The following is a 24314-nucleotide window of genomic DNA, read 5'->3' as shown; positions in this document are numbered from 1 at the left end:
CGTATGATTCCTGACCAGAAATTTTCACCAACTCAACCAATGATTTTAGGTTTTGATCCAGGAAAAGATAAATGTGGTGTTGCTGTGATGGGTGTAGATAGGCAATTACACTATCATGAAGTCATTCTTTCAGAAAACGCGATCGCTTCCATCGAGGAACTGCGTCAGCGCTTCCCCATCTCCCTATTAGTCATGGGGGATCAAACCACCTCAAAACGCTGGAAACAAAAGCTACAGGAGGAATTATCGGAAGCTATCAATATTATTTTAATCGACGAACGTTATTCAACATTACAAGCACGCGATCGCTATTGGGAAATGTACCCACCTAAAGGGTTAACCAAACTTTTACCCCAAGGTATGCGTCAACCACCTCGCCCCATAGATGACATTGTTGCTATTCTGTTAATTGAAAGATATTTAAGTCGTTTGACAGCAGTGTAAACAGATGTAAGGACTTGTTGTAGGGTGCGTATAGCTTCCGTAATTCCAGAAAAGACAGACTATATGTCATTTTTAACTACAATCTAAATGGGTTGTAACGCACCATATTTATTAGACTTAGGAAGTTCATAATTATTACTTACTCCATTGCAAAATAATTTCTAAATTTGCAGTACTAGTTCCCTTCGCTAGTACCGCTGTCAGCTTACCCGCATCTACTCCAATCTCAACACCAAATTTAACACTAGCTTGGTCTGGTTTTAACTTCTGCAAAGTTTCGGCTATGTCCCTAGTTAGGGATTCAATTACAGTTGTAGCTTCATAAAATGGTCTAGTTTGCAGACCCATTTTGCGATCGCCTATTTGTGTCGCCTCTACTTTTACAAGGGTACCATCCGACAGCTCCACCGAAATTATTTTGTTTTGGAGTTCCATTTTGGGTTGAATTATAGATGACTCTAGTCTTTATAGCATCCTAGTCAAGTATGTGCTAAAAATAACTTAAGAATTTTCTATATTCATTGCACTTAAAACTGCTTTTTGACTCACATCCTGATAAACATGACTCAAATATTTCATCACCACATCCCCAGCAGCTAAAACCGGAATATCTTCATCATCTCGACTCAGAGGGATTGTTCCCAAAACATCAAGAATAGTCTCACCACTAGATGGAGTAATTACCACTAAGGAAGATTCTAATGGTTCGTTATACTGCCAAAAAGAATCTATTTTTAGTGGGGTTTGCTTTTGGGAATCAATTTCTGAAACAACCTCCAAATCATGATTGTGGGGTTCAGATGTTTGATTGCGTAATTGCCGTAAATCATGAATAATTTGCTCTTTAGTACGTCCCCGTAACTGAAACAAAACAAAAGGATCTTCACTAAAGCGATCGCCTAGCTGATAATATATAGCACCAATGTGTTTACAAGGGTTAGCTTTATCAGGACAGGTGCAGTTACTATGAACATCTGCTAGGGTAAAGGGAAACAAAGACAAACCACTAGCAGTAAAAACATATTCTATATCTTGCGGCATTTCTCCCGCCAACAATTTAGCAGCAAATACTGCTTTTTGTGACATGGTTTCAATCACGTAATTCCATTCTTCATCCGTAAAAGGATTTAGTGAAAGCGAAACTTTATAGGGTTCTGGTTCACTACCTTGCACTTTAGCTATAACTTTTGCACCTTTAAATTCGATGGAAAGCACATTCCCTTGACGTGCATAATTACGTGCGCGTTCTAAACGTTTTTTAAAGCGGTAAGAATCAAGTAATTCTAACCACTTTTGTGACCACCATTCCCGGCTAGCTTGTAAAGTATAATCAGTCGTCATAGTTTTAGAATTTAGATTTATAACTTAGATCTTCACTAGTTAATACAACTCTGTAGAGACGAGACATGTCGCGTTTCTCTTTGTATTTTTGTAGAGTTAATTTTTGTAGACTTAAGTATATAGAGGTTACTTGGAGTAGAACTCAACCCAACATAATTATCTCGTTCATGTTGGCTTTTTCTATAGCTGCATCCAATCTACAAAATTTTGTTCACTGTTCACTGATTTTAATCTTCATCTTCAATTATGGCACCTCGATCCAACAATAATAGATCTCGTAACTGATTACTATCAAGTTCAGTCAACCATTCCTCTCCCCCACCAACAACTTGTTCAGCCAATTGTTTCTTACTTTCAATCATGTCATGAATTTTCTCTTCCAGAGTTCCAGTACAGACAAATTTATGAACTTGCACATTTCGAGTTTGTCCAATCCGAAAAACACGATCTGTTGCTTGGTTTTCTACTGCTGGATTCCACCATCTATCAAAGTGAAATACATGATTAGCACGAGTCAGATTTAGACCGACTCCACCTGCTTTCAGTGATAAAATCATAATTGGTGGTCCTTGAGGATCTTGTTGGAAACGATCGATCATTTCCTCTCGTTGCTTTTTAGTGGTACTGCCATATAAAAAGAAAATTTCTCGTCCAAATTTCTTTTCTAAATAGGGTTTTAATAATTTACCCCATTCAGCAAACTGAGTAAAAATTAATGCCCTATCCCCCGCTTCCAAAACCACATCTAACATTTCCTTCAAGCGAATCAACTTACCTGAATCCTGTTCCTTTAAAGAATCCTGTTTGAGATATTGAGATGGATGATTACAAACTTGTTTAAGTTTAACTAATAATCCTAAAATCATCCCTCGACGTTGTAAACCTTCAGCGGTTTCAATTTCTGCCAAAGAATCCTCAACTACCTTTTGATACAACTTAGCTTGTTCCACAGATAAGCCACAAAATACAGCCATTTCTTGTTTATCTGGTAAATCTTGAATAATTGTGCGATCGCTCTTCAAACGTCGTAGAATAAATGGCTGTACTAAAGAACGTAATTGGGTTAATGATGCTGTATCACCATACTTTTCAATTGGCATGGCAAAGCGTCTTTGAAAAAACTGTTTATTGCCCAAATACCCAGGGTTAAGAAAGTCTAAAATTGACCATAATTCCTGTAATCTATTCTCTACTGGTGTCCCAGTTAAAGCTACCCTAAAGTTTGATTCTAGTTGACGTACAGCTTGTGATTGTTTAGCATCGACATTTTTGACATTTTGCGCTTCATCTAAAGCTACAATTTGCCAATTAATGGTTTTGAGTAATTGTAAATCTCGGTGAATTAATGAGTAGCTAGTAATTAACAAATCGTGTTTTTTTACGGCTGCCTCAAATGCCTTTCCTTTAGGACGTTTATCACCGTGATATTGCAGAACTTTCAAAGTTGGAGCAAATTTTCTAACTTCTCGTTCCCAATTTCCTAAAACTGAAGTTGGACAAACTAAAAGCGTAGGTTTATCTAAAAGTTTTTGCTCTTTTAAATGTAGTAAAAAAGTAATAAATTGGACTGATTTTCCTAATCCCATATCATCAGCCAAACATGCACCCAAACCCCAACGTTCGAGAAAGGCAAACCAAGAAACACCACGTTCTTGATAAGGACGTAATTGTCCTTGAAAAGTGCTAGGAATTGCTAATGTTTCAATTGCTTGATGATTTGTTAAAGCTGTAACCAACTCCTGCAATACTCCAGTTGCTTCAAAACTCACAACAGGTAATTTTTCAATGGTTTGAGTATCCCCACTACTCAACCTCAATGCATCTTCTAGAGATAATGAAACTTGATCCTTTCTAGATTCAAAAAAAGCTTGGGCAGTTTTAATATCTTGAGGACGTAACTCTACCCATTCTCCATTAATTTCTACCAAAGGACTATTTAGGGCAACTAATTTATCAAATTCAGCTTTAGAAATAGTTTGTCCACCAATTGCCAATTCCCATTGAAAATTGAGTAGGCTTTGTAAACCTAATTTTACTTGTTTTTGAGGAGAAGTTTGAGCCGTAATTTTCAAACCCAAACGGTTAGCAACTTCACCTCTATTTGCCAGACTTGCCGGGAGAATTATACCCAAACCACTATTTTCAAATCGCCAAGCTACAGATTTAATAAATTCATAAGCTTGAGTCGGATTCAATTGGCAATATTCGGGAGACGGATTTTCTAGACTTTCACCAATTACCGGATAAAGTCGTGAAGCTAATCCTAAACCTCGAAGAAAGTTTTCTAGAGGTTGTTCAACAATTCGATTTTCAAAAGTTAGCTTTTCAACCGGATGATTCCAAATTGTGGCTGCATCAATCCGAAATTCTGGATCATTAGATGCTTGGAGAGAATAGGCTAAAGTCCAGTTTGTTTGATTAGGTGCAGGTGAACGTAATTCAAAGCAAGTCCTAAATAAGGTTTTGCCTGCTAGTTGATATTCTAATGGTAGAGTCCAAGCCTTAAGGGTTGCATTTAACCTTTCAACTAAAAATGATTCTGTATTAATAGCATTAGATGCCGTTGTTAATCCTTGAAACCATTGACGAATAGCCACTGGCAAAGTTGTAATTAATCGCGTTTCGGCTGGAGAAAGGGAACCTATTTTACCTCTAATTTGAGCATCAATTAGATGATTAAGGAAGTCTAAAATTAAACTTTGAGGTTCTTGGGGAAAGTCCAGACAAATTATCGAATTATCATGTTTGTGATCAATTTGATACATCCGAGATGACAACGGCATCAAATGAGAAAACTTATCAAGTCGGCTATTATCAATAGAACTATCTAAAACTGCTTGCCAACTTGCAATATAGTCTCCCTGAGTATTTTGATTAATTCCCGGCAAAAACTTACATCGAGAAACTAAATCTAAACTCCAACGGGCAATTTGCGACCAGAAACGTAAATCTCCCCCCAAAAATTCATTTTGCTCATCAGTAATATTTTGAGGTAGAGAAACCAAAAATTTCAGAGCTTCATTGGGATTGAGACATAAACCTTCAACCTGCCAAGGTTGGAGATATATAACTGGAGGTGGCTCTAAATTAAACTTGGCAGAATGTATGGGTAAAAATGTCAATTTGTCAACCGAATTATTATCTTCAATTTGAGTTGGAAGCGCAATAATCACGGAATTATTTGATGGTTGAGGAGTACTTTCGACAGACCTGGATGTTTTGCCCTTAGAACTTGCTTGAGAATTAGAATTATTAGCAGATAATACAGAATTAGGAATTTTAAGTTGGGATTTTGCCGTTGTGTTGATACCAGAAGAGCGTAACCATTCAACAAGTTCCAAAGTGGTCATTGCCAGGGGGTAGGGCAAAACTGGTGCAGATGGATCTTGAAATAGCTGATTTGCGGGGGTTTTCCAAGTTTCTCCCCAAAGAAAAAAGCAACTATTTTGATTTTTAATTAACCAACTACCGTGTAGAATTGCCATTTTTTAATAAAAATTAGTAGAGATGATTTAGAAGACAGGAAGTACAAATTGAGGAGATTTGCGGACAAAAATTAGTCATAAAAAGCTCTTGGGAGTGTTTTTCATTAGCCCAAGCTTCCCAAAGGGATGCAATGATATTTGCAATACTGGATTTATTGTACAACGGCTGTAGCGAGGTGAACGCCACAGGTAATGTGGGAAATGATTTCGATCTTTATGTTTCACCCCAGCCAGCCATAGTACATAAATGTTAGGATTGCCACAGAGCAAGAATAGCGAGTATAGAAGGAAAAGAAACTGAATGGGAGAATTTGAGAAGTCAATATCCTTTGACGGACGGGATATTCGGCTGAAAGTCGGCTTGTTGGCTCCCCAGGCTGGTGGGTCTGTTTTGATACAATCTGGAGATACAGCGGTATTAGTTACAGCTACGCGATCGCAAGCCAGAGACGGCATTGATTTTTTGCCTTTGACAGTTGATTATGAAGAGCGGTTGTATGCTGCTGGAAGAATTCCTGGGGGGATAATGCGACGTGAAGGTCGTCCCCCAGAAAGAGTAATTCTCACCAGCCGTTTGATCGATCGTCCTTTACGTCCTTTGTTCCCTTCTTGGTTGCGAGATGACTTACAGGTGGTCGCTGTCACCATGTCGATGGATGAATTGGTACCTCCTGATGTATTAGCTGTTACAGGTGCCTCCATTGCCACCCTACTGGCAGGAATCCCCTTTAATGGTCCCATGGCAGCCGTGCGTGTCGGCTTGGTGGGGGATGATTTTGTCATTAATCCCACCTACGCAGAAATCGAAGCTGGTGATTTAGACTTGGTAGTAGCAGGTTCACCTGATGGGGTGATCATGGTGGAAGCTGGGGCAAACCAGTTACCAGAACGGGACATCATCGAAGCGATCGAGTTTGGTTATGAAGCTGTGCAAGATTTGATCCAAGCGCAGCGAGATTTGATGGCAGAATTGGACTTGAAAATTGTTCAGGAACAACCCCCTGAAGCTGATGCAAGTTTAGAGAATTTTATCGGCGATCGCGCGACGGCTGACATCAAGAAAATTCTGGCACAATTTGAATTTACCAAAACTCAAAGGGACGCAGCTTTAGACGAAGTTAAGGCTGGAATCCAAGAAGCGATCGCGCAACTACCAGAAGATGATTCCATTAAACTTGCCGCAACTGCCAATAGCAAAACCCTAGGCAACACCTTCAAGGACATCACCAAAAAGTTGATGCGCCGCCAAATCGTCGAGGATAATGTCCGTGTCGATGGTCGCAAACTTGACCAGGTTCGTCCTGTATCCTGCCAAGTGGGAATTATCCCCAAACGGGTTCACGGTACCGGACTCTTTAACCGAGGACTAACTCAAGTCCTGTCTGCTTGTACCCTGGGAACACCAGGAGATGCCCAAAACCTCAACGACGACTTACAGTCAGATCAACAAAAACGCTACATCCACCACTACAATTTCCCCCCCTACTCCGTAGGAGAAACCAGACCCCTCCGCACCCCAGGACGTAGGGAAATTGGACATGGTGCCTTAGCGGAAAGAGCATTGATCCCTGTGTTACCACCAAAACACGAATTCCCCTACGTAATCCGTGTTGTATCAGAAGTTCTTTCCTCCAACGGTTCCACATCCATGGGTTCAGTCTGCGGTTCCACCTTGGCATTAATGGATGCAGGTGTACCCATTTCTAAACCCGTCAGCGGTGCTGCCATGGGTTTAATCAAAGAAGGAGACGAAGTTCGCATCCTCACTGACATTCAAGGAATTGAGGACTTTTTGGGAGACATGGATTTCAAGGTCGCTGGTACCGACTCCGGAATCACCGCTTTACAAATGGACATGAAAATCTCTGGTTTATCCTTAGATATCATCGCCCAAGCTGTAAACGAGGCAAAATCCGCACGCTTACATATTTTGGAGAAAATGCTCCAAGCTATCGATAAACCCCGTGCTGAAATGTCTGCCTACGCACCACGTCTTCTCACCATCAAAATTGACCCAGATATGATCGGCTTGGTGATTGGACCCGGTGGTAAAACCATCAAGGGTATTACCGAAGAAACTGGTGCCAAAATAGACATCGAAGATGATGGAACCGTGACAATCTCCGCTGTAGATGAAAGTAAAGCCAAAAAAGCTCGTCTCATCATCCAAGGAATGACACGCAAACTCAACGAAGGAGATGTTTATTTAGGTAAGGTTACACGAATTATCCCAATTGGTGCTTTTGTCGAATTTTTACCTGGTAAAGAGGGGATGATTCACATTTCCCAACTTGCCGATTATCGTGTTGGTAAAGTTGAGGATGAAGTCGCAGTTGGCGATGAAGTCATCATCAAAGTGCGAGAAATTGATGGCAAAGGTAGAGTTAACTTAACTCGCTTAAACATCCATCCAGATCAAGCAACCGCAGCGCGTGAAGCGGCAACCAAGTAAACCGATTTTAATTCAATTACTTTTGGTTTAACTTTTTCTCAGGCGCACTTTGTGCGTCTATAAAATAAAGATTCAGAATTGCGACACGAAAACCAACTAACGGTTCGCAAATCTGAAATCTGCGATGCCTGTTGCGTAGGCATCGCCGTATCATCAACTACTTTTTGTAACTAAATTCAGCTTTTTGCATTTCATCAACTATTTGTTGACTGCGATTGAGATAAGTTACAAATAACAGAATTGAAAATGCAAGAATTGCAAAACCAATTAAGCCATTGGAAAAAGTATTATAACAACCATGTAATATGGCAGAAACTGATAAGCCAATCAAAATAATTGAACCTCGTCGAGATGGGTTAATTGCCGCTAATCCCATAAAATAACCGACAATTCCTGCCCAAATGGCATGATATAAAGGCAACGATACAAACCTAATAGTATTAAGCAAAACATACAGCCCTAAATCAGTATCTCCTGCGGCTAAACTATTGGCATATTTGTAAGAGTAGCTTACACCTTCGGCAATGGCGAATCCTAAACCAGAAATTGCACCATAAAATGCTGATGTTAAGGGATCTTTTAATTTACCTGGACGTAGTAAAAATAAGTAAACTGGTAAAGCCTTACATGATTCTTCTAAAACCCCAACTCCCAGAATAAAACCAATCATTTTCAGGAGAATTCCCTCTTGCCTAATTGCCGCGTAAAGATAGGTAAATGGGGGTATACCTTGAGCAAGTAGTAAGATGGGGATACCAATAAAAGCTGTAAATAAAGCACACTTAATTGTATTACTCCAAGAAAATGCTGCTGGTTTTAGTAAATTATATAAAACTACTGCCCAAATTGAAGAATAGTAGATGCCTAAAATAAAGACAATTGCCCCCAAATTTGATGTGTAAGCTAGCAAACTCACAGCTAAGGGAAATAATCCGAAAAATAATAGTAATTTAACTTTATTACTACTATAAAGTTCGCGGCTCAGGGCATCTTTATAAGGAACAACAGAGGCAAATTTAAATGTCCGTAAAACTGACAAGAATTCAGGATTTGCATTTTGTTTATTAGATGCGTTAACTGCTACGAGTTTCTGTTCACCTATTTCAAACTCTTGAAACCAAGCAGGTAAGTCTTCACCAATTTCTCTACCATAGACCTTAATCAGCGGTAAGGATTGAAGCTCTAAAGGTGATAATTCTTTACGAATAATCGCCGTTACTAAAGATTGCTTAGGAACCGAGACTGATTCTATGAGTATTTGTAAACAATTATTTTTTAAATTGATATTTAGATGAAAGTTATGCTGGTGAAAGGCAGTATTTAATCTAGTTTTAATTAATTGGATATCATTAGCAACTTTATCTTGCTCGAAATTATTATTTTTTGGTTGTGATGTATTTAATTGAGAATTTTTAACGTCTAATTCGCCAAAGTCCACTTTTTCTAAATCTAATTCCTGTATCCAAGCTATTGAGTTTTGATTAACCAATTGAGCCGAGATGATAATTTTTTGGATTGATTTTACCCTCAAATTATTCATCCCTTTGTGGATAAATTTGACTAAGGCTTCCTGATCAGGAACTTTCTCAGAATTGACTTCAAATAGTAAACAGTGTTCTTCCAGAACCGCTTCTACACTGATACCTTGGGGTTTTAGCGAACGATTCATCAGTAAGGCAATCGCCTGCGGATCGCCTTGTCTGGCATGTTCAAGAACGTTCGACTGCATCATAGTAAATCATTTAGACAGGAGATCGGAATTCAAATTAATACTCCCAAAATGGCTTTGAAATTGATTTATCTACAACCGCAGAAATACGCATCATATTGTGTTTGTTTAAAGAGTTATTACTTAGTGGAATACGCAATCAAATGATCAGAAAACACACAATGACATATTTGACTCGCTCAAGAAACTCCGGGTTTCATCATGGAGGAGATTTACATCTGTATTGGTGAATTTTTATCAAGGTAGGGGGATTAAACCCCCTACTGCCCACTGTCTACTGCCTACTGCCTTCTTCAACATTTGGACTGCCTGCTGCCCATCTCAACGATAGGTAACGATCAATGTTTATGCCCGCCTACTTATATTGTCATCAATGTTTGATTTATTTTTTATATTGGTAAAGCTATAATGACGCAACAGTTGTCTCCCCTTGACCAAAAGCATTGTGAGTGCTAAACGTCTACCTGAAACCACAGCGCACGTCAGGATTATCCGCCAATCCTGGCAAGAAGGCTTACTCGAAGGCGAAGTGCGAGCGGGCGATTTTGAATGGCAATTTAAATGGCATTTCCACCAGGGAGAATTGGCAGTTAGACCATCCCAGGGTAGAGCCTTAATTAAAGAGCCTCTAGGTCGTTTTTTAGAGCAGAAAGATTATCAATTGGAGCCAGGAGGCGATTATGCTTTTACAATTCGGGCAGAGCTATAAAGTAGGAGTTGGTAGATAAAGTCACAATTCGCGTTAAATATGCAATAAATCCACGTACAATTAGTATTGCCTTCGCTTTAATCTTGGGAAAATTCAAGCCATGCCTCAGGCTGTCGGAGTAATCGAAACTTTAGGATTTCCTGCTGTACTCGCAGCAGCAGATGCAATGGTGAAAGCTGCTGGAGTCACCATTGTCTACTATGGGATCGCCGAAAGTGGTCGGCTCATAGTTGCCGTGCGAGGTCATGTAGCCGAAGTCAAACGAGCCGTTGACGCGGGTATAGAAGCTGGCGAAGCAACTTTTGGTGGAGAGGTTATTACCTATTATGTGGTACCCAATCCGCCAGAAAATATCGAAACGGTGTTACCGATTCACTTTACCAGTGCATCTGAACCTTTCCGTCTGTTTTAGGCTAGTGTGATCAACCGAATCGTTGGCTAACACGTTGTGTTGGCTTCGCATTAGTCATAGGGTGAAGTTTAATCGGGTTCAAATCAAAGACGGCAATAGCTTTAAAAGATGTCAGAACTGCCAGACAACCAGCCCCACGCCACACCAATACATTTATATTAGAAATACAGGAGATTACTAATGTCACTACAGGCAGTTGGAGCACTCGAAACCAAGGGATTTCCTGCTGTATTAGCAGCAGCAGACGCAATGGTGAAAGCAGGACGCGTCACCCTGGTTGGTTATATTAGAGTTGGTAGTGCTCGTTTTACCATTAACATTCGTGGGGATGTTTCGGAAGTTAAAACTGCCATGGCTGCGGGGATCGAAGCAGCAGAAAGCTGCCACGGTGGTACTCTGGAATCTTGGGTAATTATCCCTCGTCCTCATGAAAACGTTGAAGCTGTTTTGCCCATCGCTTATACAGATGAAGTGCAACAATATCGAGATTCAGTTAATAATCCCATAGTTCGCAGATAATCAACTCATACGAAATAATATCCAAGTTTGACAGTCTCCTTCCCAGAAGGACTGTTAACGTTTAAATTTGCTCAGGTTATTAAAAGTACCCATAGGGGTACTTTTAAGTTATTGGTGTTTTTTTCATAATAACTACATATACTTACCAGTTAACGGCAAATTTATTTAATTTTTCATTAACGCTTGCTAGCTAAAATCTCATTTGCTGACACAATAGCACTAGTTAGGATAAAAAATACCAAAATAAATGATTTGAGGTGAAACCTTTAACCGGAAAATAGCATCTTAGAATTGTGTAAGTCCTATGTCTACCACAATGAATATCGTGCATCAGGTAAATAAAATTCTAGCTTTACTAACATCCCACAAGATGTCAGATATATCTACGTTACAAAAATTAAAGCTTTTTGACCAAGAATTATTAAGGTTTTCTGAGAAGAATTCATAAACATTGCACCAAACCTGCATAAACCTAGTAAGTCAAAACGTAATAGTAAAGTAGAGAGGCTGGAACGTGATGATGGAATCGTCAAAATTGGGTGCAGCTACCGGATCAAAACAGAAGTGGGAAAGGGTTTGTGATGCAGACTTTAAAACAGGGTTTCGAGGAGCGCAATCTCACTATGACAACGATTGCGGAACAACTGGCACAAAATTGGCAATCGCGCTTGATGGCTGAGTGTCCAGAGCAAAGTGAAAGTATTCGTAGAAGTATTGTTTCCTGGCTTTTGGGAAGCGATTTAGAACGATTTGAGGAACTAAGCAAAAGTCCCAGAGATTTACATATCGCTAAACAAGCGATGGAATACCGCTGGCGAATTCTTCAGCAACGATATCTTGGTAAAGGTCGGGATATTGCTTATCGTAACTTAATTAATCGTTTGGGGAGTTTAGTCACGCTGCGAAACAAAATTCAGACTTGGGTAGCTCTAAGTCGAGATCGTCAACGCAGTGTGTTGGATGTTCTCCAAGAAGTAATTCAAGAACTGCTGCAAAGTGATAACTATATGCAGCAACAAATGGCTAGTATTACTACATTTAGCAGTGATCCTAGATTACAAAATGCTCTACTTTTTGCCAGTGTAGAAGAGTATTGTTTAAGACCAGTACGGAACCAACCATTGTTGGTGTATCGCTTTGTTAACTATTTACGTCGTACACAACGGGGTGGTTTAACTCAAGTACCGACTAGTGACTTAGTTAAGCTGGTATCAGAGGAGGTTCTAACCGATGATAGCGACAATCGGATTAACCTAGTTGATAATCAAGCGATCGCTGATTATATAGAAGAGCAGGAATTACAAGAACAGCAAGGTTTACGTAGCGAAGTCAAAGAAGAATTTGAAACTTACCTCAAGGATAATGTGGGAGATGAAGCAGTAATCTGGCTGCAACTCTACTTGGAGGGTAAATCCCAAGACGCGATCGCTAAAAAGATGGAAAAACCAATCAAAGATATCTACCGTCTCAGGGAAAAAGTGAGTTACCATGCTGTCCGGGTTTTCGCTATGAAAAACAAACCAGAACTGGTAAATGCTTGGTTAGGTACTTCTTTGGAAGAGCATAATTTGGGACTAACAATTGAAGAATGGCAGAAATTGTTAGAAAAATTAACACCGCTGCAAAGACAGATTATTGACTTGAAAAAGGCTGATTTTGACAACGAAGCGATCGCATTAAAACTCAAATTTAAAGCCCATCAAGTTGTGGGAGAATGGACAAAAATTTACCTTACAGCCCAAGAACTGAGAAGCAAAGAATAAAATATCAAAATACTTGAAGTTTTGATTTGAACTTTCCCGCAAGCTCCACACCTGTGTTCGACTATTTGCCAGTAGAACAGCGGTGCTGGAGCTACAATTTTTTGAGTAGCTCCAGCCTATATTCTTAAAGTCCTTCCAAAGGAACACTCAAAAATCTCGCCAACTCAGCACCTTGAATCTCCAAATCTTGAATCGAGATGGGTTGTCCAACTCTTGTTAGAGGAATATCACGGCGACCTTTAGCCCGCAAATATAAAGCTCGCTTAGGACTAATACCCTCTTTTAGCTCTAGACGTACTGACTGGACATCGCGGATTGAGCAAATAACTTCAATCTTCCTATCTTTACCTGGAAAACCCCAGCGAAAAATTTTCACTTTTCCAGTTTCCCGATTGAAGTCATTGTATCCTCCACCCACATCCCAAATGATTACCAGCCATAGATACAGGGATAAAAGTATTCCCGCAGTACCATATAGCCCCATTACTAATCCTTGAGGGACAAATACCAGTTTAGTAGCATCACTAACAAAGAGTAAATTAACCTTCAAGTAACTAGATATCCCGGCTAGAAAGAAGCCTGTTGCTCCCATAGAAACGATCATTGCCCAGCAGTAGTTGCTGAACCGACGGGAACCGAGAACCTTTTGATGTAAAACCTGATTGCCTTTGTCTATGGTTGTTGATACCGTCATTTTAGCTATCGCACTGCACTTCAAAATACTCCCTTTAAGAGTCTGCCATTGTCTGATGATTTAATGCAAGCCTTGGCAATATCTTGATAACTTTTCAAGAATTTAGTTAGCGATCTTTTCGTAAATGACCGCAAAGCATTCAAGAACACAGACCTCTTGCCCGAATAATGGCGAAACTTTCCTTAAGTTGATCAAATGCCACTTCAAAAATTAATAAAAATTTAATATTTGCCCTAATGCATTCCGGCATTTTATATTTTTGATTAGGGTCGGATGAAATTTTTCTTAACCTGACTTCACAAGCAGTTAAGTGTTGAACTCAAAGTCAATCAAAACCGCTGAGTAATCAGAAAATGTAATAACCGTCAACTGATCACTGATTCAGTAGTTTGCAGATGTTTCTGAGAAAATCTGTGTCAGATTGTAAAATTTCTGATACTGATAGTAGCAAGTTGGGCGGTAGTAAAGAGTGTTTTATACCCAATTTACCTGTATGGAGTGGGCGCAAAACAGCATTAATGTGATAAGTTAAGAACAATTAAGAAACTACGCACTAGTTAACTAGTTCGCAGCAGTGGTTTCGGCAGCCCCATGAGAGGAGGTACCTTCAGGTATTTGAACCTCTCATAAACTTGGAAACCCTGAGTGGTAACTGAGACTGTCGCAAAAAAACGTTAACTTTTTACAGAAAACGTTGCAATTTTTAGTAAAACCATTGGAGAAAACAGATGACCATCGCAGTAGGACGCGCCCCCAGTAGAGGGTGGTTTGACGTACTGGACGACTGGTTAAAACGCGATCGCTTCGTGTTTGTAGGCTGGTCAGGAATCCTCTTATTCCCCTGTGCTTTTATGGCATTAGGTGGATGGATGACCGGTACAACCTTCGTCAGTTCCTGGTACACTCACGGATTAGCATCGTCATACCTTGAAGGATGCAACTTCCTAACAGTAGCAGTATCAACACCAGCAGACAGCATGGGACATTCCTTGTTGTTGCTGTGGGGACCAGAAGCTCAAGGAGACTTGACCCGTTGGTTCCAACTAGGAGGACTATGGGCATTTGTCGCCCTACATGGAGCCTTTGGATTAATCGGCTTTATGTTGCGTCAATTTGAAATTGCACGATTAGTTGGGATTCGTCCTTACAACGCGATCGCATTTTCAGCACCGATAGCAGTATTCGTCAGCGTCTTCTTGATGTACCCCTTGGGACAATCAAGCTGGTTCTTCGCACCTAGCTTTGGAGTAGCAGCAATTTTCCGTTTCCTATTATTCTTGCAAGGGTTCCACAACTGGACACTCAACCCCTTCCACATGATGGGAGTAGCAGGAGTATTGGGTGGAGCATTGTTATGTGCAATCCACGGTGCAACAGTAGAAAACACCCTGTTTGAAGACGGTGAAGCATCCAACACCTTCCGCGCTTTCAACCCTACCCAAGCAGAAGAAACCTACTCGATGGTGACAGCAAACCGTTTCTGGTCACAGATATTCGGTATCGCTTTCTCCAACAAACGTTGGTTACACTTCTTCATGCTCTTCGTACCCGTAACCGGGTTGTGGATGAGTGCAGTTGGTATTGTTGGTTTAGCATTAAACCTGCGGGCTTATGACTTCGTATCGCAAGAATTGCGTGCAGCAGAAGACCCAGAATTTGAAACTTTCTATACCAAGAACATTTTGTTAAACGAGGGTATCCGCGCTTGGATGGCTCCTCAAGATCAGCCTCACGAAAAATTTGTATTCCCTGAAGAGGTACTACCACGTGGTAACGCTCTCTAATAGCTCCATTTCTATGGGCGGTCGTGACCAAGAATCCACAGGCTTTGCTTGGTGGTCGGGTAACGCTCGTCTGATCAACCTTTCTGGAAAATTGCTGGGCGCGCACGTTGCCCACGCTGGTCTAATAGTATTCTGGGCTGGTGCCATGACCTTGTTTGAGGTCGCCCACTTCGTACCTGAAAAGCCAATGTACGAGCAAGGTATTATCTTGCTATCCCACTTGGCAGCTTTAGGTTGGGGTGTTGGTTCCGGCGGTGAAGTAATTGATACTTTCCCCTACTTTGTAGTTGGTGTACTTCACTTAATTTCTTCTGCTGTCTTAGGATTTGGTGGTATTTACCATGCAGTCCGTGGTCCAGAAACCTTAGAAGAATACTCTTCATTCTTCGGTTATGACTGGAAAGATAAGAACAAGATGACCAACATCATCGGGTTCCACCTCATTATTTTAGGATGTGGTGCACTCTTGTTAGTCCTCAAAGCAATGTTCTTTGGCGGTCTGTACGATACTTGGGCACCAGGTGGTGGTGATGTTCGCGTCATTACTAACCCAACCCTAAATCCAGCAATTATCTTCGGATACTTGATCAAATCTCCCTTCGGTGGAGACGGTTGGATCGTCAGCGTTAGCAACTTAGAAGATGTTGTTGGCGGTCACATCTGGATTGCATTAATTTGTATTTCTGGCGGTATTTGGCATATTCTCACCAAGCCTTTTGGTTGGGCACGTCGCGCTTTCATCTGGTCTGGTGAAGCTTACCTTTCATACAGCTTAGGCGCATTGTCCATGATGGGCTTCATCGCTTCCTGTATGGTTTGGTACAACAATACTGTTTACCCCAGCGAATTCTTTGGTCCTACTGGTCCTGAAGCATCACAAGCTCAAGCTTTGACTTTCTTGATCCGTGACCAACGCTTAGGTGCTAACGTCGGTTCTGCTCAAGGTCCAACTGGTCTTGGTAAATACTTGATGCGTTCTCCATCCGGTGAAATTATCTTCGGTGGTGAAACCATGCGCTTCTGGGATTTCCGTGGTCCTTGGTTAGAGCCTCTTCGTGGACCTAACGGTCTTGACTTGGATAAAGTTAAGAACGATATTCAACCATGGCAAGCTCGCCGTGCGGCTGAATACATGACCCACGCTCCCCTGGGTTCTTTGAACTCTGTTGGTGGTGTGGCAACTGAAATCAACTCTTTCAACTACGTTTCTCCTCGTGCGTGGTTGGCATGTTTCCACTTCGTGATGGGTTTCTTCTTCCTTATTGGTCACTTATGGCACGCGGGACGCGCTCGTGCTGCTGCTGGTGGCTTTGAGAGAGGTATCGATCGTGAAAACGAACCAGTAATGTCAATGAATGAACTGGATTAGTTTATAGACTTTCCTTTCCTTTGATTATTGACAATCGTTTTGCCCCTGTGTGATATCAGGGGCTTTTTTAATGTTTTAATATTTACTTTGTTGGATAGGTAGGATCTAAACTATATTTTTTTATGATTTAGTTTTATTTAGCAAATTAAGAGCAATTTCTAAACTGCGTTTCATCCGATTAAAAGCTTCTGCTAAATCACCAATTTCATCTTGATAATTATTTTCAAAGTTAGCATCCATTGCCCCAGTACTGACTTTCTTTGCGGCTGACGATATTTTTTTAATCCGTTGTAATATAATTTTTTTCAAAAAAACATTCATCAGAATCAAAATTGTCGTAAATAGGATAATTAAAAGCCACATCATTCTTGATAAAGACTGAAACGCAGCATCGAAGATATTTTGAGCCGGAAAATAAATAATTTGTGTTCCAATGACAACATTCAGCTTCCAATTAAAGCCATTTTTGGCACCATAAGTAGCTATTTGACTTTTGGGTGCTTGTTCTGGTGTACCATGGCAGCGTAGACATTTTGCTTCTTTGATGATAAGAGGATTTGCACTATAGAACAATTTATTCCCGTCAATTGTAGTGAATCCAGTTTTGGATGTTAAGCTGCGATTTTTATTGAAATTATCAATTAATCCCAACTCGAATGCATCAGCTTGGTCTTTTGAACTAGTGGGATTAGTAACTGCGTCTTTATATCTAAAATTATTATATTCGGGATTTTTGCGTAAATTCTCAAATACTAAGCGAATTGAATATGATGGTATCGCTTCGGGGATAAATTGATCTTGGGTTTCTAAGCTCGGTGCTAATAAAGTATTAATATTATTATTTGTATATTCCCTGACTGAATTAGCCATTTTTAGCAAAAGTAAAGCCTTGGAGTTGACTTCATTTTCTGCTTTTTGCTGAAGCGCATTGGATAAGGTCACACCACTAGTCAACATGCCGAATGTGAAAACTATGGCTAAAAGTATATTAACTTTGGTTTCAATTTTCATAAAAATTACAAGCTCAGTCCCTTTAGGGCTGAGTTATTGACAATTTATCAACATAGTTTCTACATTTTAACTTTATAGTAGCTGCCGTGCGATCGCATTCACCTCCTGAGTCCATGGATGATTTGGATAACGCAGACAAAATATATCACTACTGGCTAATTGAAACATCTCTTCACAAACAGGTAGAATTCCTGCAACCTTGGTGTTATAGGCAGTTTGTACCTGTTGTCTAAGGGAATCAAAATTCAAACTTGGTAAGGCTTTATTTACCACTAGCATCATTTTTGGTACTTCTAATTTGCGGGCAACATCCACCGCTACCGCTGTACCATGGTAATCTTGACTATCGGGACGTAAAATAACAATTAAAACGTTAGAAATAATAATTGATAGTAAAGTCTCTTCGTTGATTCCAGGGTGAGTATCAATTAGCAGATAATCTAGCTTCAAGCGACGTACTAAATTTTGCAAACCATCATTTAATTTACGTGCGTCATAACCTTCTCGCAAAATGCGTGAAATTTCGCTAGTTTTAATACTAGAGGGAATTAATAATATGCTACCTTTAATAACTGTTGATGGCTGTTTTGCTTTAATAAGTGTTCCTACGTCATAGGCAGCTTTTTCAATTGGGCAACGCCCCCATAGATAATCATTTAAAGTATATTTAATTTTCCCCTCATCTAATCCAAAAAGAACGTGAATTCCTGGTGATTGAATATCGGTATCAACAATTGCAACTCTTTTACCAGAACGAGCGAGAATAGTTGCGATATTTGCCGTAACATTTGATTTTCCAGTACCACCACGGAAAGAGTGAATTGAAATAACTTGAGCCATGATTGTTCCTTAGTTATTTGAGTAAATATAGAGTTATAAATATAGCGCTTATTAGTTGTATTCAATACGTTGATCTAACCCTCACTCCCTTCCAGAAGGAAAAAGCAGTAGGATTAGCGTATTTTACAAAGATTAGAAATCGCTATGCACATGTTGATAATCAAGATGGTTCACGCTTTTTCTGGCTAAAATTAAGCTTAATTATGGCGATAGATATAATATACTATTTTTTGCCACTAGTGCTAGCTTGAGTTTAAGCATCATCTACTTATCCCACTTTTTGCGAATATCTTTCGCTTCCTGTTTTAGCTGCTTAAAATATTCTGAGCCTTCAATTTCTGAAACTTGACGAGCGCGTTTCTTGCTATCAATTTCAATCTTTAATTCCTGAACCTGTTGTTTCAATTTTTGTTCACGTATGTGAATTTCGCGGATCATTCTCTGAAAAACTTTACCTAATTGTCCTAATTCGTCAGTCCGATTTGTAATAATATCGATTTGTTTAATTTCTGTTTCTACTCCGAGATCCGAAGTAATAGAATCTGTGGTGATTTTCTTAGCCAGTTCAGCTAAAGGTTTGATGGGCTGAATAACGTTTTGTTGGAGCAGTAAATTAATAAATAAAATGACGATTGTAAATATAATTAGGAAAATAGTTAGCACTAGGGAAAAAGTTTTATGAGCATTGTCGAAAACCTTATTTGCTGGAACATAAATAATTTGAGTACCAATTACCTCATTTAGCTTCCAACCAAAACCGTTTTTTGTACCATAAGTCATAATTAAACTTTTTGGTGCTACTTCTGGGGTGCTGTGACACCGTAGACAGCTTTCTTTTGTGATGGCAAAGGGACGAGCGCTATAAAATAGCCTATCACCATATAGAGTTCGGAAACCTGATAAGTTATCTTTTCCTGGTTCTTTTTGAAAACGCTCAATAATTCTAGTTTCAAATTCGTCTGCTTTATCCCGAAGACTTGTTGGGTTAAGAGTCGCATCTTTATAAATAAAGTTTTTATACTCTGGATGCTGGCTTAAATAATCAAAAACTTTCCTCACAGAAAATGTTGGTACTGTTTCTGAGATGAATTGATTTTGTGACTCTAATTTTGATTCTAGTAAAGGACTGACGTTATTTTCGGTATAATCTCTAACCGAATCAACCATCTGTAGAACTATTTTTCCTCGATCGTTAATTTCTTGTTCTGCGCGATGTTCTAGGGCATTGGATAGGGTGATGCCACTAACGATAGTAGTGATGATAAAGACTAGTGATAAAAGTAGAGTAAATCTAGTAGCTAATTTAAGATTACGTAACATAATGTTACCATTATTAATTAATTTAAGTTTTGATGACTAGTACCTCAAGGCAGTAGTGAGTAGGCAGTAGAGGAAAGCCTATTATTAGTTAGCTTTTCAGGATTAAATAATGGTCTATTTATTTACACCGCGCTGTACTAGTCGTTATTAATATTTATATTTTTATATGTTACTCCTTGTGTTCGATAATTTTTGATTACTATTTAGATCATCGTTGTTAACTTAATTGTATGGAGTAGAAATTTACACAATTTATTAATATATAGAGTTGAAAGTAATTAAAGAAATAACCTTCACCATAATTGTGAAGGTTACTTCGAGTTTCCAACAACCTCAACTTAAGGCGGTTTGATACCGCTTATTGTGAATATAGGGATAGGTTTTGGGGTTTATGCAGGATGTGAATTATGCAGCTAAAAAATCCATAGAGATCTGATGTATCCTATTTTTAGGGCATTCCAGCCTTTAGTTACCCTGACTGATCTAAAATAGACTCTAGATTTTTAGCATTTTCCATTCAATTTAGGATTAAGCTGCATAAAAAAAGATCTTCACCCCTATACAAAGGAATCAGCGGTTTTTAGTGTCGCGGTTTTAATTTTGCGAAATATACTCAAAACTTTACATTTAAGGGGAATATTATGCTATTTGGAATGATGATCGCTAGTGCAGCAATTGAATTATCTAACGAGGATTTGGATTCAATTGCTGGTGGTAACATAGCAGATGTTGAAGTGGCTGCATATAGTTCAGAAAGAAATCAGTTAAGTTCACTTTTTGCAACAGGTTTGGCGGGAATTATTTCCGGAACACAAGCATCTGAACAGCAAGTGAATGGATTTTCTTTTAAAGATGTGAATGCGGGTAATTAGTATTGCAAGGCAGAAGCAAGAAGGCACAAAAACGATTATATAAGCTTTTTAGCAGCATTGAATGGTAGGTTTATTTCCGCCGTGTTGTACTAGTTAATTGTTTCTATATTTAAATTTGTAGTGCAAGGATGTGACTTGCACTACCTTATACAACCGTGAATTTTGATTCTGACTCGAATTCAGAGGTGAATTGTGTTTATAAATACTAATTATTATCTTTGCACGATTACTGGTGTACCCAGTGATGCCCAATTATATAAACGTTTAGCTTGATTTGGTCGGAGATTTACACAACCGTGACTAGCTGGTGTTCCGAATTTATTGTGCCAGTAAGCACCATGAATTCCGTAACCGCCGGAGTAATACATGACATGGGGGACATTAGGAACATTATAATCTTTACCCTGCATCCTGGTGCGACGGAGTTTTGTTTGAACATTAAATATGCCTATTCGAGTGGGAGTTTTACTTTTACCTGTAGAAACTCGCATTGCGTAAACAGGATTTTTGCCTTCCCAAGCAACTAATTTTTGTTGGGAAATATCAACTTGAATCCAACGTCGTGGTGATTTTTTGAGCCTTTTGACTGCTTGGCTGATGCGTTGGCTTTTCTGCTGGGCAGTTACCTCATGGGAACCTGTATTAAAAGCACCTAAAATTAGAAATATAGTTAGGAGAATAACATTAAATGAGCGCATCCAGGGAGAGTAAATTATGCTTTTCATCTGAGTTGATGCCTAGTTGCTAAATTTGATTGATTTGCTGATTTAAATTTTTGGCTAGTTGGGAAATTGCGTCCCATTTTCCGGCTTTGATTAAATCTTGGGGAAATAGTTCACTACTCAAACCAACGGCAATGGCACCAGCTTCGATAAACTGGTAAGCATTAGCTAAGGTAATGCCGCCAGTGGGAATCATGGGAATATTACTGAGAGGTGCCTGTAAACTTTTTATGTAGTTTACTCCACCAAGAGATTGAACCGGGAAAACCTTAACACAGTCTGCCCCAGAATTCCAAGCATTGACGATTTCTGTGGGGGTCAAAGCACCAGGTATGACTGGTATATTTTGTAAATTTGCAGTGTGAATTATTTCAGGGTTGACGTGGGGTGTAAATAAGAATTCTACTCCTGATGCGATCGCACTCTCCAAATCATCCATATTTAGCAAGGTTCCTGTCCCAATTGTACAATCGGGCAGTTCTGTACGCAGTTGCTTAATTAAATCACCAGCGCGATCGCTATTCCAAGTAATTTCAATTAGCTTCATTCCCCCAGCAGCTACAGCTTGAGCCATACTATAGGCTATTTCCATCTGATTCGAGCGAATTACTGCGATTGCACGATGTTGTCGCAATTTTAATAACCAAGATTTGTCCGACATGATTGTTCCACCATTGGGCAGATTTATTTTCAATCATTCATCGAAAAAAGGGAACAGGGAATAGGGAACAGTTTTTCCTATTTTCTGACTGGAAAGATCCCTCTTTGGAGTTTCAATCCCCACTTTTTCGCACGCTGTTTCCTGTTGCCTCTTTAAAGTGAGGTGAACAGGTAGGTTGCATAATGTTACAAATAATCTTATTTTTTGTGTATGAGTGTAAACACATTGATACACAAATCAGCGGATATTAATCAAACATGCATCACCAACAAGTACTAATCAAAACAGCAAGCATTGCTTTAACCTTGACATATATACTGACTGGAATAGGCAATATTAGTCCAACTCAGGCAGAAACCAAAGTAGATTCTAACCAAAATTACAGCCTTCGCGCTCATATTTGGGATGTCGCAGCAATAGCTTTTTCTGAAGATGGTAAAACTTTAGTTAGTGGTGGTTTTGACGAAACTATCCAAGTTTGGAACCTAAAAAACCGCAAATTGATTTACACATTACCGGGACATAAGGATGGTGTAAATGCTGTTGCCATCACTGCCAACGGCAAAATCTTAATTAGTGCGGGAGGTGCAAATCAAAGTAACACCGATAAAACTATTCGGGTTTGGAACTTAGAAAATGGCAAACTGAAAAAATCCCAACCTAAACTTCTATTCAGTTTCAAAGGACATACCTCTGGAATTACCGCATTAACAATTAGTCCAGATGGGGAAACCCTAGCAAGTTCAAGTTATGACAAAACAGTCAAACTATGGAACCTGAAAACAGGTACATTACTAAAAACCCTCACAGGTCATCATAGTTGGGTAAGAGCGATCGCATTCAGTCCAGATGGGGAAACTCTCGTTAGTGGTGGAGGTGCTTTAGATATGAAAACAGATACAAATATCCATCTGTGGAATCTGAAAACCGGGAAATCTAACCGTGTCATCTCTGGAAACCCCAACCCCATCACCTTCGTTGTCTTTACTCCAGATGGGAAAAATCTCCTAGCAGCTTCCGAAACCAACATCAAAATCATTAATCCCGAAAGTGGAAAATTAGTCCGCTCTCAAAATAGTAACTCCATCGCAGGCATTAAAGCGATCGCATTGAGTCCACAAGGTACGAGTTTCGTTACTGCTTCCCTCGACGCTTCCGTCAAATTATGGCAACTTAGTGACGGAAAACTTCTCAAAACCTTAGTTCCCGCAGCAAAAGACTCAAATTTAGATCGTTCCTACCCCAGCACCATCAGTTTTAGTCCCGATGGTAAAAATTTGGCTATCGGTCATGGTGGTGGAGCATACCTATCTAATTTTCCCATTCAAATGCGCGCTATTACAAAATAGCAGAAGATATCCCAGATTTTCGTAAAACCTGAAAATTAATCTAGAGACGAGACATGTCCCGTCTCTCTTCACTATTCTATATAGTAATATTTCTAACTGATTCACCTAACGCCTCTTCCACAGCCTTTAAACTTCTAATATCCGACAACATCCATGGGTGCAGTATTGAGGGGATAATTACCTGATTTCCAAAAGGCATTTGAGAACTACTTGGTGGAAGAATAATCAAATCATAAGGTGTCCAAATTGAAGTAAAGTTAATATCCTTCAACATGCAAGCATCAGAATTCAAATCCTTGATAAATAAACTATCAGGACGCATCTGCACGCACCCAGGACGCTTAGAAGCATAAGCCGCAATAGTACCGTGGTGGGGAGAAGAAATTGTGATAAACCTCTGCACACGCTTAATTCCTCCCAGTCTCTGGACATAGTAACGGCTGACTATTCCCCCCATGCTAAAACCCACAATATCTAGCATCTGGTCTTGGGGAAAGTTTCCCTTAATATAATTAGCAATCTGTTGCGCTAGTTCATCTAAACCAACATCTCCATTATTTGGTACTAAGTTTATGGCATATACATCCCAACCAGATTTTTTAAGGTGCATTGCCATTTTTGAGAACACTAGTCCAGTATCTTCAATGCCATGTACCAATAAGATCGGATTGCGCGACTGCTTTATACTGTCCACTGAGGAAATCACTCCCATCTAAATTTTGATAAAAATTAACAGAACTATGGCTTTGCCTGCAAATTGAATGTGACACTAATTTATAATTGCTCTAAAAAAATAAAAAGGTTAAATAGTAAGCCTATCATCCAAGATCAACTTCCG

At 39.5% G+C, this 24314-nt stretch carries 22 protein-coding genes; 11 read left to right on the top strand and 11 right to left on the bottom strand.

What is annotated here, in order from left to right; translation table 11 throughout:
• The first annotated feature begins 3 nt into the window (after positions 1 to 3).
• A complete protein-coding gene (locus CAL6303_RS15905) occupies positions 4 to 444 on the top strand; it encodes a pre-16S rRNA-processing nuclease YqgF (RefSeq protein ID WP_015198836.1) in 441 nt (146 codons plus the stop codon).
• 135 nt (positions 445 to 579) lie between these two features.
• Here the strand turns inward: CAL6303_RS15905 and CAL6303_RS15900 are convergent, their stop codons facing one another.
• The 3 genes from CAL6303_RS15900 to CAL6303_RS15890 form a co-directional block, all read right to left on the bottom strand.
• Positions 580 to 879: a CU044_2847 family protein gene (locus tag CAL6303_RS15900; protein ID WP_015198835.1), complete on the bottom strand. Its 300-nt coding sequence runs from the start codon at positions 877 to 879 to the stop codon at positions 580 to 582.
• Positions 880 to 945: 66 nt separating this feature from the next.
• The gene (locus tag CAL6303_RS15895) at positions 946 to 1785 is read right to left on the bottom strand and encodes an SWIM zinc finger family protein (protein ID WP_015198834.1); all 840 of its coding nucleotides are present in this window, start codon (positions 1783 to 1785) and stop codon (positions 946 to 948) included.
• A 227-nt stretch (positions 1786 to 2012) separates the two neighbouring features.
• Positions 2013 to 5270, bottom strand: a complete 3258-nt coding sequence (locus CAL6303_RS15890) for a DEAD/DEAH box helicase (protein ID WP_015198833.1) — start codon at positions 5268 to 5270, stop codon at positions 2013 to 2015.
• A gap of 301 nt (positions 5271 to 5571) precedes the next feature.
• Between CAL6303_RS15890 and CAL6303_RS15885 the strand changes: the two genes are divergently transcribed.
• Positions 5572 to 7722: a polyribonucleotide nucleotidyltransferase gene (locus tag CAL6303_RS15885; RefSeq protein WP_015198832.1), complete on the top strand. Its 2151-nt coding sequence runs from the start codon at positions 5572 to 5574 to the stop codon at positions 7720 to 7722.
• Between the two features lie 157 nt (positions 7723 to 7879).
• Here the strand turns inward: CAL6303_RS15885 and CAL6303_RS15880 are convergent, their stop codons facing one another.
• Positions 7880 to 9454: a PrsW family intramembrane metalloprotease gene (locus tag CAL6303_RS15880; RefSeq protein WP_015198831.1), complete on the bottom strand. Its 1575-nt coding sequence runs from the start codon at positions 9452 to 9454 to the stop codon at positions 7880 to 7882.
• 442 nt (positions 9455 to 9896) lie between these two features.
• Here CAL6303_RS15880 and CAL6303_RS15875 point away from each other — a divergent pair, with 442 nt between their 5' ends.
• The 5 genes from CAL6303_RS15875 to CAL6303_RS15860 all read left to right on the top strand — a co-directional run bounded on the left by CAL6303_RS15875 (position 9897) and on the right by CAL6303_RS15860 (position 12854).
• The gene (locus CAL6303_RS15875; RefSeq protein WP_015198830.1) at positions 9897 to 10160 is read left to right on the top strand and encodes a DUF3146 family protein; all 264 of its coding nucleotides are present in this window, start codon (positions 9897 to 9899) and stop codon (positions 10158 to 10160) included.
• Between the two features lie 100 nt (positions 10161 to 10260).
• On the top strand, positions 10261 to 10572 hold the full coding sequence (locus tag CAL6303_RS15870) for a BMC domain-containing protein (protein ID WP_015198829.1): 312 nt from the start codon (positions 10261 to 10263) through the stop codon (positions 10570 to 10572).
• A gap of 180 nt (positions 10573 to 10752) precedes the next feature.
• Positions 10753 to 11091 (top strand): carbon dioxide-concentrating mechanism protein CcmK, encoded by a 339-nt coding sequence (locus CAL6303_RS15865; RefSeq protein ID WP_015198828.1) that lies wholly within the window; start codon positions 10753 to 10755, stop codon positions 11089 to 11091.
• A 517-nt stretch (positions 11092 to 11608) separates the two neighbouring features.
• Positions 11609 to 11770, top strand: a complete 162-nt coding sequence (locus CAL6303_RS31195) for a hypothetical protein (protein ID WP_015198827.1) — start codon at positions 11609 to 11611, stop codon at positions 11768 to 11770.
• Positions 11715 to 12854, top strand: coding sequence for a HetZ-related protein 2 (locus tag CAL6303_RS15860; protein WP_015198826.1), 1140 nt, complete (start codon positions 11715 to 11717; stop codon positions 12852 to 12854). The genes CAL6303_RS31195 and CAL6303_RS15860 overlap by 56 nt, the downstream gene beginning before the upstream one ends.
• Positions 12855 to 12978: 124 nt before the next feature.
• Here the strand turns inward: CAL6303_RS15860 and CAL6303_RS15855 are convergent, their stop codons facing one another.
• Complete coding sequence (locus tag CAL6303_RS15855; RefSeq protein WP_015198825.1) at positions 12979 to 13548, bottom strand: photosystem I assembly protein Ycf4; 570 nt, start codon at positions 13546 to 13548, stop codon at positions 12979 to 12981.
• Between the two features lie 728 nt (positions 13549 to 14276).
• Between CAL6303_RS15855 and psbD the strand changes: the two genes are divergently transcribed.
• Together psbD and psbC are read left to right on the top strand one after the other, a co-directional pair.
• Entirely contained in the window at positions 14277 to 15332 is a 1056-nt protein-coding gene (psbD, locus tag CAL6303_RS15850; RefSeq protein ID WP_015197105.1) for a photosystem II D2 protein (photosystem q(a) protein), read from the top strand.
• Positions 15316 to 16701 (top strand): photosystem II reaction center protein CP43, encoded by a 1386-nt coding sequence (gene psbC, locus CAL6303_RS15845; RefSeq protein WP_015198824.1) that lies wholly within the window; start codon positions 15316 to 15318, stop codon positions 16699 to 16701. Before psbD ends, psbC begins: the two co-directional genes overlap by 17 nt.
• Before the next feature lie 120 nt (positions 16702 to 16821).
• Here the strand turns inward: psbC and CAL6303_RS15840 are convergent, their stop codons facing one another.
• The 3 genes from CAL6303_RS15840 to CAL6303_RS15830 form a co-directional block, all read right to left on the bottom strand.
• A complete protein-coding gene (locus tag CAL6303_RS15840) occupies positions 16822 to 17712 on the bottom strand; it encodes a c-type heme family protein (protein WP_015198823.1) in 891 nt (296 codons plus the stop codon).
• 72 nt (positions 17713 to 17784) lie between these two features.
• On the bottom strand, positions 17785 to 18552 hold the full coding sequence (locus CAL6303_RS15835) for a MinD/ParA family protein (protein WP_015198822.1): 768 nt from the start codon (positions 18550 to 18552) through the stop codon (positions 17785 to 17787).
• 264 nt (positions 18553 to 18816) lie between these two features.
• On the bottom strand, positions 18817 to 19872 hold the full coding sequence (locus CAL6303_RS15830; protein ID WP_015198821.1) for a DUF3365 domain-containing protein: 1056 nt from the start codon (positions 19870 to 19872) through the stop codon (positions 18817 to 18819).
• Between the two features lie 641 nt (positions 19873 to 20513).
• On the opposite strand from CAL6303_RS15830, the gene CAL6303_RS15825 reads away from it, so the two are divergent.
• Positions 20514 to 20744 (top strand): CTB family bacteriocin, encoded by a 231-nt coding sequence (locus tag CAL6303_RS15825; RefSeq protein WP_015198820.1) that lies wholly within the window; start codon positions 20514 to 20516, stop codon positions 20742 to 20744.
• Positions 20745 to 20956: 212 nt separating this feature from the next.
• On the opposite strand, the gene CAL6303_RS15820 is transcribed toward CAL6303_RS15825, so the two are convergent.
• Complete coding sequence (locus tag CAL6303_RS15820) at positions 20957 to 21469, bottom strand: L,D-transpeptidase (protein ID WP_015198819.1); 513 nt, start codon at positions 21467 to 21469, stop codon at positions 20957 to 20959.
• Positions 21470 to 21488: 19 nt separating this feature from the next.
• Positions 21489 to 22127, bottom strand: a complete 639-nt coding sequence (locus tag CAL6303_RS15815) for a bifunctional 4-hydroxy-2-oxoglutarate aldolase/2-dehydro-3-deoxy-phosphogluconate aldolase (RefSeq protein WP_015198818.1) — start codon at positions 22125 to 22127, stop codon at positions 21489 to 21491.
• Between the two features lie 257 nt (positions 22128 to 22384).
• Here CAL6303_RS15815 and CAL6303_RS15810 point away from each other — a divergent pair, with 257 nt between their 5' ends.
• The gene (locus CAL6303_RS15810; protein WP_015198817.1) at positions 22385 to 23476 is read left to right on the top strand and encodes a WD40 repeat domain-containing protein; all 1092 of its coding nucleotides are present in this window, start codon (positions 22385 to 22387) and stop codon (positions 23474 to 23476) included.
• A gap of 76 nt (positions 23477 to 23552) precedes the next feature.
• Here CAL6303_RS15810 and CAL6303_RS15805 read toward each other — a convergent pair whose 3' ends face one another.
• Positions 23553 to 24188 (bottom strand): esterase/lipase family protein, encoded by a 636-nt coding sequence (locus tag CAL6303_RS15805; protein ID WP_015198816.1) that lies wholly within the window; start codon positions 24186 to 24188, stop codon positions 23553 to 23555.
• Between the last annotated feature and the right edge of the window lie 126 nt (positions 24189 to 24314).

The organism is Calothrix sp. PCC 6303, assembly GCF_000317435.1.
GTDB lineage: Bacteria > Cyanobacteriota > Cyanobacteriia > Cyanobacteriales > Nostocaceae > PCC-6303.
This window is presented reverse-complemented; position numbering and strand designations above follow the sequence as displayed.